Raw genomic sequence first — 14,365 nt, 5'->3', positions numbered from 1 at the left:
GTCGCCTGGCGGCGACGAACGTCGCCCGGGCAGCGACCATCCCTGCGTTGCCGGAAAGCCCTCGCACGCCCGGCTGCGGATTACTTCGACACGACTGCGACGACCGCGCCCGGCTAGTCCTCGGGCTCGTAGCCGAGATTCGGCGCGAGCCACTTCTCGGCTTCGGCGAGCGTCCAGCCCTTGCGACGCGCGTAATCGGCGACCTGGTCCTTGTTGATGCGGCCGACGACGAAGTACTGCGATTGCGGATGCGAGAAATACCAGCCCGACACCGCGGCGCCCGGCCACATCGCGTAGCTTTCGGTGAGTTCGATGTTCGCGTTCTTCTCGACCTCGAGCAGCTTCCAGAGCGTCGCCTTCTCGGTGTGCTCGGGGCAAGCCGGATAACCCGGTGCCGGTCGGATGCCGCCGCCGTTGTCGATGTACTGCTCGGCGATCAGCGCCTGGTTGTCGAGATGCTCGTCGGGCGCGTAGCCCCACCATTCCTTGCGCACGCGCTGATGCAGGCGCTCGGCGAAGGCTTCGGCCAGGCGATCGGCGAGCGACTCGAGCAGGATCGCGCTGTAATCGTCGTTGGCCTTCTTGAAGGCTTCGACTTTCTCGGCCGAACCCAGGCCCGTGGTCACCGCGAACGCGCCGACGTAGTCGTGCAGGCCGGTGTCACGCGGCGCGACGTAATCGCCGAGGCAGCGATGCGGAACGCCCGCGCGATGCTCGCTCTGCTGGCGCAGGTTGTGCAGGCGCGCGATCTCGGTCGTGCGCGACTCGTCCGCGTAGACCGCGATGTCGTCGCCGTCGACCGCATTGGCCGGGAACAGGCCGAACACCGCGTTCGCGCGCAGCCACTTCTCGTCGATGATGCGGTCGAGCATCGCCTGCGCATCGTCCCAGAGCTTGCGCGCGGCTTCGCCGGTGGCGGGGTTGTTGAGCAGATCGGGGAAACGGCCCTTCAATTCCCAGGCGATGAAGAACGGCTGCCAGTCGATGTAATCACGCAGCTCGGCGAGCGGATAGTCGTGCAGCACTTTGACGAACTGCGTCGGCGCGTGATGGTGGTGATCGCAATGCGGACCATCGCAAACGTCCATCGCCTGCTGCAGCAACATGCGCGGACGGAACGGCCTGTACGTGTTCCAGTCGACCGGCGTGCGATTCGCGCGCGCCGCATCGAGGCTCAGGAATTTCTCGGCGCGGTCCTTGTTCGCGTGGCGCTCGCGGATCGCCGCGTATTCCTTGTTCACCTCGGCCATGAGCTTGGGCCGCTGCTCGTCCGACAGCAGGGCCGATGCGATCGGCACCGAGCGCGAGGCGTCCTTGACCCAGACGATCGGCCCTTGGTACTGCGGCGACACCTTCACGGCCGTATGCGCGCGCGAGGTCGTCGCACCGCCGATCAGCAGCGGAATCGAAAAGCCCTGGCGCTGCATTTCCTTGGCAAGCGAGACCATTTCGTCGAGGCTCGGCGTGATCAGGCCCGACAGGCCGATGATGTCGACCTCGTGTTCGCGCGCCGCATCGAGAATCTTCTGGCCCGGCACCATCACGCCGAGATCGATGACCTCGTAGTTGTTGCACTGAAGCACCACGCCGACGATGTTCTTGCCGATGTCGTGCACGTCGCCCTTGACCGTCGCCATCAGGATCTTGCCCTTGGAACGCGCAACGTCTCCGGGCTTCTTCTCGGCCTCGATGAACGGGATCAGATAGGCCACGGCCTTCTTCATCACGCGCGCGGACTTGACCACCTGCGGCAGGAACATCTTGCCTGCGCCGAACAGATCGCCGACCACGTTCATGCCGTTCATGAGCGGGCCCTCGATGACTTCGATCGGCCGGCCGCCACGCGCGGCGATCTCGGCGCGCAGCAATTCGGTGTCGGCTTCGACGTACTGGTCGATGCCCTTCACGAGCGCATGCGTGATGCGCTCGCCGAGCGGCAGCGAACGCCAGGCTTCGTCGGCCGCTTCCTGCTTCGCTCCATCGCCTTTGAACTTACCGGCGATTTCGAGCAGGCGCTCGGTGCCGTCGGCACGGCGATTGAGGATCACGTCCTCGATGCGTTCGCGCAGCTCCGGATCGAGCGTGTCGTAAACGACGAGCGCACCCGCGTTGACGATACCCATGTCCATGCCCGCGTTGATCGCGTGGAACAGGAACACGCTGTGGATCGCCTCTCGCACGGGGTTGTTGCCGCGGAACGAGAACGACACGTTCGACACGCCGCCGCTGATGTGCGCGCCGGGCAGGTTCTGCTTGATCCAGCGCGCGGCTTCGATGAAATCGACGCCGTAGTTGTTGTGCGCTTCGATGCCCGTCGCGACTGCGAACACGTTCGGATCGAAGATGATGTCTTCGGGCGGGAAGCCCACTTGCTCGACGAGAATCCGGTACGCGCGGCCGCAGATGTCCTTGCGGCGTTCGAGCGTATCGGCCTGGCCTTGCTCGTCGAAGGCCATGACGACAACGGCCGCGCCGTACTGGCGGCAGAGCCTGGCCTCGCGCACAAATTTTTCCTCGCCCTCTTTCATCGAGATCGAGTTGACGATGGGCTTGCCCTGCACGCACTTGAGGCCGGCTTCGATGACCTCCCACTTCGAGGAATCGATCATCACCGGCACGCGCGAAATGTCGGGCTCGGCCGCGATGAGCTTCAGGAAGCGCTCCATCGCCGCGACGCCGTCGAGCATGCCTTCGTCCATGTTGACGTCGACGACCTGCGCGCCACTCTCGACCTGCTGGCGCGCGATGTTCAGCGCGGTCGCGTAATCGCCGGCCTTGATCAGATCGCGAAACTTCGCCGAACCGGTGACGTTGGTGCGCTCGCCGACGTTGACGAAGCGGATCGCCGACGTAAGGTTCAGCGGCTCGAGACCCGACAGCTTGGTGATGCCGTCGTGCGGCACGGGCTTGCGCGGAGCCAGGCCCGCGACGGCCTTCGCCATCGCGCCGATGTGACCCGGCGAGGTGCCGCAGCAACCGCCGACGATGTTGACGAGGCCCGCTTCGGTGAATTCGCGAATGATGCCCGCGGTGTCTTCGGGCGTTTCGTCGTATTCGCCGAAGGCATTCGGCAGACCGGCGTTCGGATAGCAGGACACGTGGCAATCGGCGAGCCGCGAGAGTTCGGCGATGTACGGGCGCATGTCCTTGCCGCCGAGCGCGCAGTTCAGGCCGATCGACAAGGGGCGTGCGTGGCGCACCGAAGCCCAGAACGCTTCGGTGACCTGGCCCGACAAGGTGCGGCCCGAGGCGTCGGTGATGGTGCCCGAGATCATCACCGGCCAGCGGCGGCCGCGCTGCTCGAACAGGCGCTCACACGCGAAGATCGCGGCCTTGGCGTTGAGCGTGTCGAAGATGGTTTCGATCAGCAGGATGTCGCTGCCGCCGTCGACGAGGCCGTTGGCCTGTTCGAGATACGCATCGACGAGTTCGTCGTAGCTGACGTTGCGAAAGCCCGGATCGTTGACGTCCGGCGAGATGCTTGCGGTGCGGTTGGTCGGCCCGAGCGCGCCGGCGACGAAGCGCGGCCTGCCGCTCGCGGCGGCCACCTCGTCGGCCGCTTCGCGCGCGAGCCTCGCGGCGGCGAAGTTCATCTCGTAAGCCAGCGCTTCCATGCCGTAGTCGGCGAGCGAGATCACCTGCGCGTTGAAGGTGTTGGTCTCGATCAGGTCGGCGCCCGCTTCGAGATACTGGCGATGGATCTCGCGAATGATCTGCGGCTGCGTGAGCACCAGAAGATCATTGTTGCCCTTGAGGTCGCGATGCCAGTCGGCGAAGCGTTCGCCACGGTAGTCGGCTTCCTCGAGCTTGTAGCGCTGGATCATCGTGCCCATGGCCCCATCGAGCACGAGCACGCGCTCGGCGAGCAGGCGCGTGAGCGCCTCGGTGGCATCGGGGCGAAGGTCCGGATCGGACCGGGCTGGGCTGGAAGGCGTGGCGTCGTACATGCGGCGAATTTTATCTCTTTATGCGGATAGACGGATACGCTTGCTCGGATGCGACCGCCGGCGCGCATACTGAACGTCCGTACCTGCCCTGTCGCCCATGACCGCTTCCACCTCGCTGGACACGCTGCGCAACTGGCTGCAGACCGAACACGAAACCCTGCTCGCACCCGCGCTCGGCGGGCTGTCGAAACCGGCGCAGGAGGCGCTGAGTCGTCGCTATCGCCGGCTGCTGCTCGCCCATCTCGAAGCCGCGCCGGTCCCACTGCAGGGCGGCAGCGAGCAGCGCGCCCTGCAGCGACTCGCACTGACGCCTTCCGAAGCGCTCGAACTCGACCTGCGGCGCAACGCGCTCGACCAGTCGCTGCAGCCAGCGGTCACGGCCCCGCTGCTGGCCTGGCGGCGTCGCGTCCAGGCCGGCAATGCGCACGGCGCGGCGCTGGCCGCTTCGGCGCTGTCGCCCGACGCGCTGCTGCGCTGCTTCGTCGAGGCCCTGCAGGAGTTGCCGCTCACGCTTGACGCGCGCCTGGCCCGGCTCGAAACGCATGCGGCGACGCTGGCCGAGCGCCTGCCCGCGCTGCTGACCACCGCGCTGAGCCTGGTGCCGCTCGCCGAAGCGCCGGTCGGTGCCGATATGGCTATCGATCCGCGTCTCTCGGCGCTGCTCGATCGCATCGCGGCCCGCAGCGGAGCCGACGCCGATCTGGCAGCCCGACTGCTCGCAGAGGCGCCCGAATCGCCCGTGATCGGCCAGCGCCTGGGCCTGCTCGGACGCATCGTCGAAGGCCTCGCCGAGCTGTCCGACGAGGCACTGTTCGCACTCGCCAAGCTCGCGCTCGCCGACCCGGATTTCCTCGTCAACACCGCGCACCCGGTGCGCCTGAGCCTGCACCGCCCGCGCGAACTCGAACAGCTGCTCGGCCGGCTGAGCCTCGGCGCCGGCTTCGTCGCGCTGGGCCTGGCGCAATTGCCCATGCTCTCAAGCGAACGCATCGCCGGCGCGCTCGATCAGCTGCAGACCCTGCGCCGCGAACAGCAGGACGCCCGGCTCGGCGAGGCGCGCCGGCGCGTCGCCGACGAAATCACGCGCATCGGCGTGATCCACGCACTTCCGGCCGCCGGCCAGCGCTTCCTGCAGGACGTGTGGGCGCCCCTGCTGACGCGCGCCTGGTTGCAGCAAAGCGGTGCCGGCGAGGAATGGAACGAGGCGATCGCCACGCTCGAACCCGTGCTCGCGACGCTGACCGATCGCCAGAACGCCCGCGTGCGCGATCTCGAAGCCCAGCTCAATCGCATGGCCGAAGTGCTGTTTCGCGCAGGCCTGCAGCGGGCCCGCATCGACGAGGCGCTGCAGTTTTTGCGCGAGGCCTTCGACGAGCTGCGCAGCCTGCCGGGCGCGACGAGCGCCGCCGCCCAGCCCGCCGCGAACATGCCTGGCAAGCCCGAGTTTCCGGGCGTGAGCCGCATCGAGCTGCCGGAGGTTTGAGCCGGTTCAGCCCGTCGCGAACGGCGCCTCGTGCACGTGCGCGCCGGGCTGTTCGCTGACCGCGGCCTGCAGCAGCGCGGCGGCGACCGTGTCGGCCTCGACGGGCTTGTAGCGCTGCGGAATCAGCCCGCCGATCACCGGCGCGAGGCGCTGGCCGAGGCCTTCGAGCATGCGGCTTTCGGCACGCTCGCCGAGCAGCAGCGAGGGCCGGAAAATGTGCAGCGAGGCAAAGCCGATGGTGCGCAGATCGCGTTCGACGCGGCCCTTGACCTGGCTGTAGAAGGCCATCGAATCGACGCTCGCACCCATTGCCGACACGACGAGGAACTGCCGGCTGCCGGCGGCCTTCGTCGCGCGCGCCAGGCGCATCACGAGTTCGTAATCGACCGCCTCGAAAGCCTGCTTCGATCCGGCCTTGGCGCGCGTGGTGCCGAGGCAGCAGAACACGTCGTCGGCCTGCAGCGCGGAGCCGAGGCCTTCGAGATCGCCAAAATCGGTGACGATGGTCGTGAGCTTGGGATGCGCCTGCGCGAGCGGCCGGCGCACGAGCACGGTCACGCGATCGAAGCGCGCATCGGCGAGCAGGCGGCGCAGCAGCTGCGAACCGATCAGGCCGGTGGAGCCGGCAAGGAGCGCGTGTCGGGTCATCGAAATTCCGGATCGGGTCGCAAGGCCTGCATGATGCCACCGGCTCGGGCCATCATGGCCGCCACCGACCGACACCGAGCGCTCCGACTCATGACCGATTTCGCGCTGCATCCGCAGCTCGCTGCCGACAGCTTCGCCCTCGCCGACGCGCCGCTGAGCCGGCTGCTGCTGAGCAAGGACGCGCGCTACCCATGGTTCATCCTGGTTCCGCGGCGCAGCGACATTCGCGAAATCTACCAACTCGACGCCGCCGACCAGGCCCAGCTGCTGCTCGAATCGAGCACGCTCGGCCGGGCGGCGATGCAGGCCTTCGGCGGCGACAAGCTCAACGTCGCCGCGCTCGGCAACCTGGTTCCGCAACTGCACGTGCATCACATCGTGCGCTTTTCGAGCGATGCGGCCTGGCCGGGCCCGGTGTGGGGCCGGCATCCGGCGGTCGCCTACGATGAGGCTGCACGCGAGCGGCGCATTCAGTCGTTGAAAACCCGGCTTACCGCAGACTGGCACTGGCTATAGGACCGCCCAGGTCCTGGCGGCACCGACATTGCAGCGTCTTCGGCCGTGCCTACACTGCGCGCAGCCGGCCACACTGCGGCAGTTCGAGCTCGAATTTGCTGCACCCCGCACGACCGCGGCTCTCACCACGATGGAGCGAATCGGATGGATAGCGTTGCAGGCAAGAAGGTCCTGATCACCGGCGCCGCGATGGGCATGGGCCGGCTCTATGCCGACCTCGCGGTGCGCGAGAAAGCCGCCGCGGTGGTGCTCTGGGACATCAACCAGGCCGCGCTCGATACCGCGGTGGCCGAGCTCAAGGCGGCCGGTGGCGCGGTGTTCGCGTATACCGTCGATGTCTCGAACCTGGAGAGCATCGAGCAGGCCGCCGCGCAGGTGCAGCGCGAAATCGGCGACATCGACCTGCTGTTCAACAACGCCGGCATCATTCGCGGCAAATTCTTCTGGGAACACGACAACCGGCGTGACATCTGGCCGACGATGGCGATCAACACGCTGGCCATCATGTACATCGCGCGCGCCTTCCTGCCGGCGATGATCGCCAACAAGCGCGAGAGCCGCATCGTCAACATCGCTTCGGCCGCGGGCACCGTCGCCAATCCGCGCATGAGCGTTTATTGCGCGAGCAAGTGGGCTGCGATCGGCTGGAGCGATTCGCTGCGGCTCGAGCTCAAGCAGGCCGGCCACGCGCACGTGAAGGTGACGACCGTGTGCCCGAGCTACATTTCCACCGGCATGTTCAGTGGCGCCAAGGCGCCGCTGTTCACCCCGATCCTGACGCCCGACGTGGTGACGAATCGCGTCTGGCAGGCGATGAAGGTCGGCAAGCCGCTGCTGACGATGCCCTGGACGGTGCGCCTGGCGATGCTCGCGCGCGGCCTGCTGCCGCTGGCGCTGTGGGATTTCATTGCCGACCGGATCTTCGGCATCTACCACAGCATGGATGACTTCGAAGGCCGTCCCAAAAGCTGAGACCTGACGATAAGATCGGCCTCGACAAACTCATAACAACAGTGCCCGACGGCCCGCCGCCGGCCCGCAGAAACACCTAAGGAGAACCATGAACTACTTCGTCACCGGCGCGACCGGCTTCATCGGCAAGTTCCTGCTCGAGTCGCTGCTCGCTCGCGAGGGGGCCATCGTTCACGTGCTCGTGCGCGAAGCCTCGCGCGACAAGCTCGAAAACCAGCTGCTGCGCTATGGCGACGACGCCTCGCGCATCGTGCCCGTGATCGGCGACGTCACCGAGCCGGGGCTCGTCAGCGCGTCCGATTTCAAGAAGCTCGCCGGCAAGATCGACCACGTGTTCCATCTGGCTGCGCTCTACGACATGACGATGAGCGACGAGCTCGCCGATCGCATCAACAACGAAGGCACGCGCAACGTCGTCGCCTTCGTCAACGACCTCGGCGGCAACGTGAAGCTGCACCACGTCTCGAGCATCGCGGTGGCCGGCGGCGAGCACGTCGGCAAGTTCACCGAGGACATGTTCGACGTCGGTCAGAGCACCGATCACCCGTACTACCGCACCAAGTTTCAGTCCGAAGCGATCGTGCGCAACGAGAGCAAGGTGCCGTTCCGCATCTATCGTCCGGGCATCGTCGTCGGCCACAGCGTGACCGGCGAAATGGACAAGATCGACGGCCCCTACTACTTCTTCAAGGCGCTGCAGACGGTCAGCCACAAGGTGCCGAAGTGGATTCCGCTGCTCGGCATCGAAGGCGGCCGCATGCCGATCGCCCCGGTCGATTTCGTCGCCAAGGCCATCGATGCGATCGCGCATCAGAAAGGCCTCGACGGCCAGTGCTTCCATCTCATGCAGAACAAGTCGCCGACCGTCGGCGAGCTGCTCGCGATCTGCATGGAAGTGGCGCATGGCCCCGAATTCGCGGCCAAGATCCAGCTGCCGGCGATTCCGAGCTCGGTGCGCGCGCTCGGCTCGCAGGTCGCCAAGGTGGTGCCGAAGGCCGTGCAGAAGCGCATCGCCGACACCATCGGCGTGCCGATGTCGGTGATCGGCTATGCGTTCAACCGCACCGCCTTCGACAACAAGAAGGCGCGCGCCGCGCTCAAGGGCACGGGCGTCGAGTGCCCGGACATCCGCGACTACGCCGACAAGCTCTGGGCCTACTGGGAGCTGTTCCTCGACCTGCGCGTGAAGATTCCGCCGCAGGCCATGCAGCGCCTCGCCGGCAAGGTCGTGCTCGTGACCGGCGCGAGCTCGGGCATCGGCTTCAACGCGGCGAAGAAGTTCGCGGCCGCGGGCGCCAAGGTGATCCTCGTCGCGCGCACGCTCGAGAAACTCGAGGAAGCCAAGTCCGTCATCGAAAAAGCCGGCGGCGAGGCGCACGTCTACAGCTGCGACCTCACGAGCATGGAAGACATCGATCGCATGGCCGATGAGGTGCTCGCCGACTTCGATCACGTGGACGTGCTGATCAACAACGCGGGCCGTTCGATCCGCCGCGCGGTGATGGAATCGACCACGCGCTTCCACGACTTCGAACGCACGATGGAGCTCAACTACTACGGCGCCGTGCGGCTGATCATGAAGCTGCTACCGAGCATGGCCAAGCGCAAGAGCGGGCACATCGTCAACATCAGCTCGATCGGCGTGCTCGCCAACGCGGCGCGCTTTTCGGCCTACGTGGCGAGCAAGGCGGCGCTCGACGCCTTCACGCGCTGCCTGTCGGCCGAAGTGCGCAGCCACAACATCCACACCACGGCCATCTACATGCCGCTCGTGCGCACGCCGATGATCGCGCCGACCAAGATCTATGACTACGTGCCGACCTGGAGCCCCGACGACGCCGGCGACACCGTGATGCGCGCGGTGCTCGAACGCCCGAAGTCGATCGCCACCACGCTCGGCACCGCCGCCTCGGTCAGCTATGCGCTGTGGCCCAAGCTCAACGACTACGTGTTGAGCTGGGGCTTCCGGCTGTTCCCGTCCTCGTCGGCCGCGCGCAAGGGCCGTCGCGAAGGACAGAAGCCGACGCTCGAGCAAGTCGTGTTCGCGAACGTCTTCAAGGGCGAGCACTGGTAAGCAGCCGCTGCCTTGCGCCTGTGAGCTTTGTGAGGTGGGTTAGCCGCATCGCGGTGTAACCCGGCTTTGCAGGCTTCGATATCGGCCGCTTGCGCGACACTCCGCAGAAGAATCCTTAATCTGTGGGGTGCAAATGACCGCGCTCCGCCTGCAAGCCCCGCCATCGATGCGCCTGCCAGCCTCGCTGGTACTGGCGATGGGCTTGCATGTGATCGCCCTCATCGCGCTGCCCTCGCTCCGGCAACTCGGCAACACGCTGGCCGAGCGCATCCAGGGCCGCGAGGCCCCGCCGCCCGCCGACGCGCACGGCGAGGTCATTCCGATCAGGCTGCCGGCGGTGAACAAGTTCGAGCTCGTGACCGAGCTCGGCTCCATCGCCCGGTCCACTTCGGGTCGGAAAGCCGACAGCCTGCCGCCGGCGCAGGCCGCGCGCAGCACCGCGATGAGCCTGAGCCAGAGCCTCGCCGACGCCGCCCACGAAGCCCAGGCCGCCTACGAGCGCCTGCATCCGCAGCCCGAAAAGCTGCGCTTCGTCGCCGAACTGCGCCTCGCGGACGGACCGACACCGGCGCTTGCGAGTCAGGCCCGCAAGCCTGCTGATGCGGTCGCTGCGCAAACCCCGGAACCGGCGACCAGGCCTGCCGCCGCGCCGAAGCCGGACGACGATGCCGAGCACCAGGCCCAGGAAGCCCGCGACATGCTCGCCCAGGCGCAGCGCATGGCCGACGAGCAGGCGCGCCGGGATCAGGACCGCACAAGGGCCGAAGAACGTGCGCGCGAGCAGCGCGCCCTGCAGCGGGCGATCGAGCAGGCCTCGCGCCAGCCGCTCACGCGCCGTCCGGAGGTCGCCCCCGCACCGCGTCCGAGACCGCGCGCCGACGACCCGCAGCCGAAGGTCTTCAATCCGGCCGAGCCCTATCGCGGAGCCGTGCCCGACGTGATCGCCGAAGCACCCATGCTGCCCGACCAGGCGCCGGTGACGGCCGGCGGCCCGGTGCTCGGCGAAGGGGCGGCTCCCGAGCGTGGTCCGGGCGAGGCGGTGGCCAATCGCAGCGCGTTCTTCCAGCGGCTCACGAACCACCTGTTCCAGATCAACCAGGTGATGCTCGCCGAGGCGATCCGGGCGACGCCGAGGATGACCGTGGAAGTGCATTTCACGGTCGACCGCAACGGCCGCGTGATCGAGGCCGCGGTCAGCCAGAGCACCGGCGACCCCCGGCTCGACGACAAGGCGGTCGCCGTGATTCAGCGAGCGTCGCCGGTTCCGCGCCTATCGTCGGACATGCCGCAGCAAAAACTCGAACTGAGCTTCCCGGTGCAGATCTACCGCTGATTCATCGCGGTCGCACGGCAATGTCCGAACCTCTTCCGCAAAACCCGCCACTCGAAAGCAAGGCCGTCGCAGGACGCCCGCGCTGGTCGTGGATACGGCGCCTCGTCACGCGCGTGCTCGTGCTGCTCGAACGCCATCCCTGGCTGTTGCCGCTGGCCTCGTTCCTGGCCGGCGTGCTGAGCTTCGTGCTCGTGCGCCGCGGCGAGGGCATGGCCCGCTACATCGCCTTCACCGCCCTGCTCGGCTGGCCGTGGATGCTCGCCCAGGGCTGGCTGCGCGGCTGGCTGCTGCGCCGCTTTCCATCCAAGTGGACACCCTACGGACTGCAGATGATCACGCAGTCGCTGCAGCAGGAGGTGCTGTTCTTCTCGCTGCCGTTCCTGGCCGGCGCCACCCAGCCCGACATCGGCCAGTGGCTGTTCACGGGGCTCGCGGGCCTCGCCGCGTTCGTCAGCGTGATCGACCCGATCTACGAAAAGCACATCGCCAATCGCCCGGCGCGCGCGCTGCTGTTCCATGCCTATTGCAGCTTCGTCTGCTCGCTCGTGGTGCTGCCGATCGCGCTCAAGGTGCAGCTCGAGAACGCGCTGCCGCTCGCACTGGCCATCACCGGCGTCTGGATTGTGCTCGGCCTGCGCGGGGCCTGGCGCGATCTGATCACGCCGCAGGCGCGGCGCTTCGGCTTCACCGCCTTCGTGCTCGCCCCGCTCGGCCTGTGGCTGCTGCGCTCTCACGTGCCGCCCGCCGGCCTGTCGGTGACCGAAGGCTTGGTGACCCAGAGCGTCGAAGACCGCACACCCGGCGCGCGGCTGCGGACCATCAGCGCCGCCGCGCTCAAAGCGCGCGGGGCGATCGCCTTCGTCGCGATCCGGGCGCCGATGGGCCTCGAGCAGACCGTCTACTTCCAGTGGTCGCAGAACGGCAAGAAGCTCGATCGCATCGCCGCCGAAATCCAGGGCGGCGGCAAGGCCGGCTGGCGCACCTACAGCCGCAAGCGCAACTTCCCGGCCGACCCGCGCGGCGCCTGGCGCGTCGACCTGCTGACGCCCGACGGACAGCTGATCGAGCGGCTGCGGTTCAAGGTGCAATAGCCGCTCGTCCGATCGGCCGCGCATCGGTGTGCAACTGCGCACTACGTCTCAAGTTTCGATGCCTTGACCAACTAATCTGCCCCTGGGGGACCAATCAACCGGGGGGATCAAATGGCGCACAAGATTTTTCTGCTGCATGGAATGGGCAAGCACGATGACGATTGGGCCAAGGCTTACGTCGAGAAGCTTGAAACGCTCTGGTCCAGCTACAGCGATCTCGCGACCCATTTTCCTTTAACCGGCTTTCTGTTCATCCCGATCCGATACGACAGCATTTTCGAGCTGCAAAGGAAGAAGCTAGGGACGCATAACGACAAGGTCATCGAGAGGATGGACGGCTTCGGCGGATTCCCGTCGGCCGCGCTTGCGAAGCTGACCTCGAAGCTCACGGGCAATGCATTTCTGGCGACCCACGTGCTGGATGTTCTGCTGTTCTATCACTTGGCGACATTTAAGGAATCAGTCGCAACCCATGTAGTGAATGCGATCAATCAGCACTTTGACGCCGGAGAGGCGCGCGAGTTCTCCGTCATCGCGCATTCGCTAGGAACCGCCGTCATTCAACAGGCGCTGCAGGCTTGGGCGGACAACCAGCAGAAGAATCCCTGGCCCGTGAAGTTTCAGGTCTTCTCCTTGTTGCAGGTTTCAAATGTCAGCCGTCTGCTCGAGATCGGTGGACATCACGATGCCTATGAATCGATCGTGCGGCCCGCCGATCAAAGAAGCCAGGGCGCCTGTCAGTACTATCTCAATGCCCGTAACAAGCTTGACCCAATCTGGAAGCCCAAGGAATTCGCTCCTTTGGATGTCTGGAAGTATGGCCTGAGCGAGTCAGATCGCTATATCGAATGCGAATTTAAGCATCTGGCCAGCCGCAATCCACACGAGCTGATGGATTATCTGGCGCATCCGGCGGTCCATGTCCCGTTTTTCCGTAGCCTGACGAGCCCCGACGCGATCAGCGACACGGTCTTCGAGGCCCGCAAGAGAGACTTCGCCGGAAAAATATCCGATGAGCTGATGATGCTGGCCTCGGACTATGGCGAACTCAAAGATGACGACACCTTGGGCTCACTGTTCGAGCTGATGGCGAAAGTCGATTTTCTGACTGGCAAGTGAGTGTGCTCCATGGACCTCTCATTGAAGAAAGCCATTCGGATTCTGGCGCTGCTCTCGGCTCCCTGCACGATTTCGCCCGCGTGGGCCCAATGCAGCCCTTTGAGTCCCGTGCACTCCACTGTAGCGTTGCACGGCAAGCTCAACGATGCCTTGACGTGTTATGGGCAAGCTCGAGACCTCGACCCGCTCGTCAAGCAGATTCAAGACAGCAAGTCCAAGCTCAAGGAAGACGAATCGTTTACCAACGAGCAGGCGACCTCATACGTAATTGCTATTCGCAAGCAGTACGAGGCTCGTATAGCAAGCACTTCCACCGGCGCAGAGAAACCGATCGCCGATGAAATCGACGCTCGGCTTAGGCTCCTAACCGAAGCGGGGCGTATCAATCCCGGGATTCTGGCCCAATACAACCAATGGAGTGTTCGTAGCCACTCGCAAGGCAAATGGGGCCGGCTCGATGCGATAGCCACATTTCCTCAGCTCAAAGTGGTGGCCTTGAGCGATGCGTACGATTCACTCTGCAAGGACAGTTACGAATCAAAAGCCTGCGAGAATGCGCTGCAACGCACGGCCGAGTCGATCAGGGCGATCTACGCGACGCGCGATGTCCTGTTGAAGCTCACGGCGTACGAAACAGACAAGTGGACGAAGGATGTCGCGCTGACAAACAAGAAATGGCAGTCGTTCTTCGCCGATACCCTGCCCCAGTATCCCTGGGAAGCCTGGGCGACATCCAAGGAATACGAGGTCGAGCAGGGACTGGCTCCAGCACTGCGTTCGCCGCCCACGTCGCAATGGATCTTGGCGCACTTCGATGTCGCGATGGAATATGCGGGAGGCGCGCCCAATGGCGACCACTTTAAACCTGCAATTTTGCTCGAAGCCGTCGGCCGCAACTGGTTGCTCAGATGGGACGATGAAACCGGAAAAGTCCAACGGGCCTTGGGCCTGTCCGTAGGCTTGGTCTATACCGACCGAGCCAAGGTCACAGATGCCGGCGCAGCCCTCACCGCTCATATCAACAGCAAGTACAGCTTCGGCATCTCTCTTCATGGCAACGACGATTGGGGTTTATTCGTCAACATTCCCCTGTCGGAAAAAGTGAGCGAGTCGTACGACGATCTGTCTAGTCGCTACGACAAGGTTCGCGGCCTATTGAAATAGCGCGACCACCCCCTGCCG

At 65.5% G+C, this 14,365-nt stretch carries 10 protein-coding genes; 8 read left to right on the top strand and 2 right to left on the bottom strand.

The annotated features are described in order from the left end of the window. Positions 1-113: 113 nt before the first annotated feature. Complete coding sequence (metH, locus tag AC3WUM_RS10940; protein WP_492410329.1) at positions 114-3,947, bottom strand: methionine synthase; 3,834 nt, start codon at positions 3,945-3,947, stop codon at positions 114-116. Between the two features lie 97 nt (positions 3,948-4,044). Between metH and AC3WUM_RS10935 the strand changes: the two genes are divergently transcribed. Further along, entirely contained in the window at positions 4,045-5,430 is a 1,386-nt protein-coding gene (locus tag AC3WUM_RS10935; protein WP_492410328.1) for a hypothetical protein, read from the top strand. Between the two features lie 6 nt (positions 5,431-5,436). On the opposite strand, the gene AC3WUM_RS10930 is transcribed toward AC3WUM_RS10935, so the two are convergent. After that, positions 5,437-6,078, bottom strand: coding sequence for an NAD(P)H-binding protein (locus AC3WUM_RS10930; protein WP_492410327.1), 642 nt, complete (start codon positions 6,076-6,078; stop codon positions 5,437-5,439). Between the two features lie 90 nt (positions 6,079-6,168). Between AC3WUM_RS10930 and AC3WUM_RS10925 the strand changes: the two genes are divergently transcribed. From AC3WUM_RS10925 to AC3WUM_RS10895, 7 genes are all read left to right on the top strand, one after another. Next, positions 6,169-6,594 carry an HIT domain-containing protein gene (locus AC3WUM_RS10925; protein WP_492410326.1) on the top strand — a complete coding sequence of 142 codons (426 nt, stop codon included), beginning with the start codon at positions 6,169-6,171 and terminating at the stop codon, positions 6,592-6,594. A 144-nt stretch (positions 6,595-6,738) separates the two neighbouring features. Continuing rightward, on the top strand, positions 6,739-7,566 hold the full coding sequence (locus tag AC3WUM_RS10920; protein ID WP_492410325.1) for an SDR family oxidoreductase: 828 nt from the start codon (positions 6,739-6,741) through the stop codon (positions 7,564-7,566). A gap of 88 nt (positions 7,567-7,654) precedes the next feature. After that, a complete protein-coding gene (locus AC3WUM_RS10915) occupies positions 7,655-9,640 on the top strand; it encodes an SDR family oxidoreductase (protein WP_492410324.1) in 1,986 nt (661 codons plus the stop codon). A 133-nt stretch (positions 9,641-9,773) separates the two neighbouring features. Next, positions 9,774-10,973: an energy transducer TonB family protein gene (locus AC3WUM_RS10910; protein WP_492410323.1), complete on the top strand. Its 1,200-nt coding sequence runs from the start codon at positions 9,774-9,776 to the stop codon at positions 10,971-10,973. A 20-nt stretch (positions 10,974-10,993) separates the two neighbouring features. Beyond that, a complete protein-coding gene (locus AC3WUM_RS10905; protein WP_492410321.1) occupies positions 10,994-12,064 on the top strand; it encodes a DUF5924 family protein in 1,071 nt (356 codons plus the stop codon). Positions 12,065-12,175: 111 nt separating this feature from the next. Continuing rightward, a complete protein-coding gene (locus AC3WUM_RS10900; RefSeq protein WP_492410320.1) occupies positions 12,176-13,183 on the top strand; it encodes a hypothetical protein in 1,008 nt (335 codons plus the stop codon). A gap of 21 nt (positions 13,184-13,204) precedes the next feature. Further along, positions 13,205-14,347, top strand: coding sequence for a hypothetical protein (locus tag AC3WUM_RS10895; protein ID WP_492410319.1), 1,143 nt, complete (start codon positions 13,205-13,207; stop codon positions 14,345-14,347). Positions 14,348-14,365 lie beyond the last annotated feature (18 nt).

Source organism: Hydrocarboniphaga sp. FW305-C-57, assembly GCF_058783045.1.
Note: the sequence above shows the minus strand (reverse complement) of the source record. Positions and strands in the feature narration are given on the sequence as shown.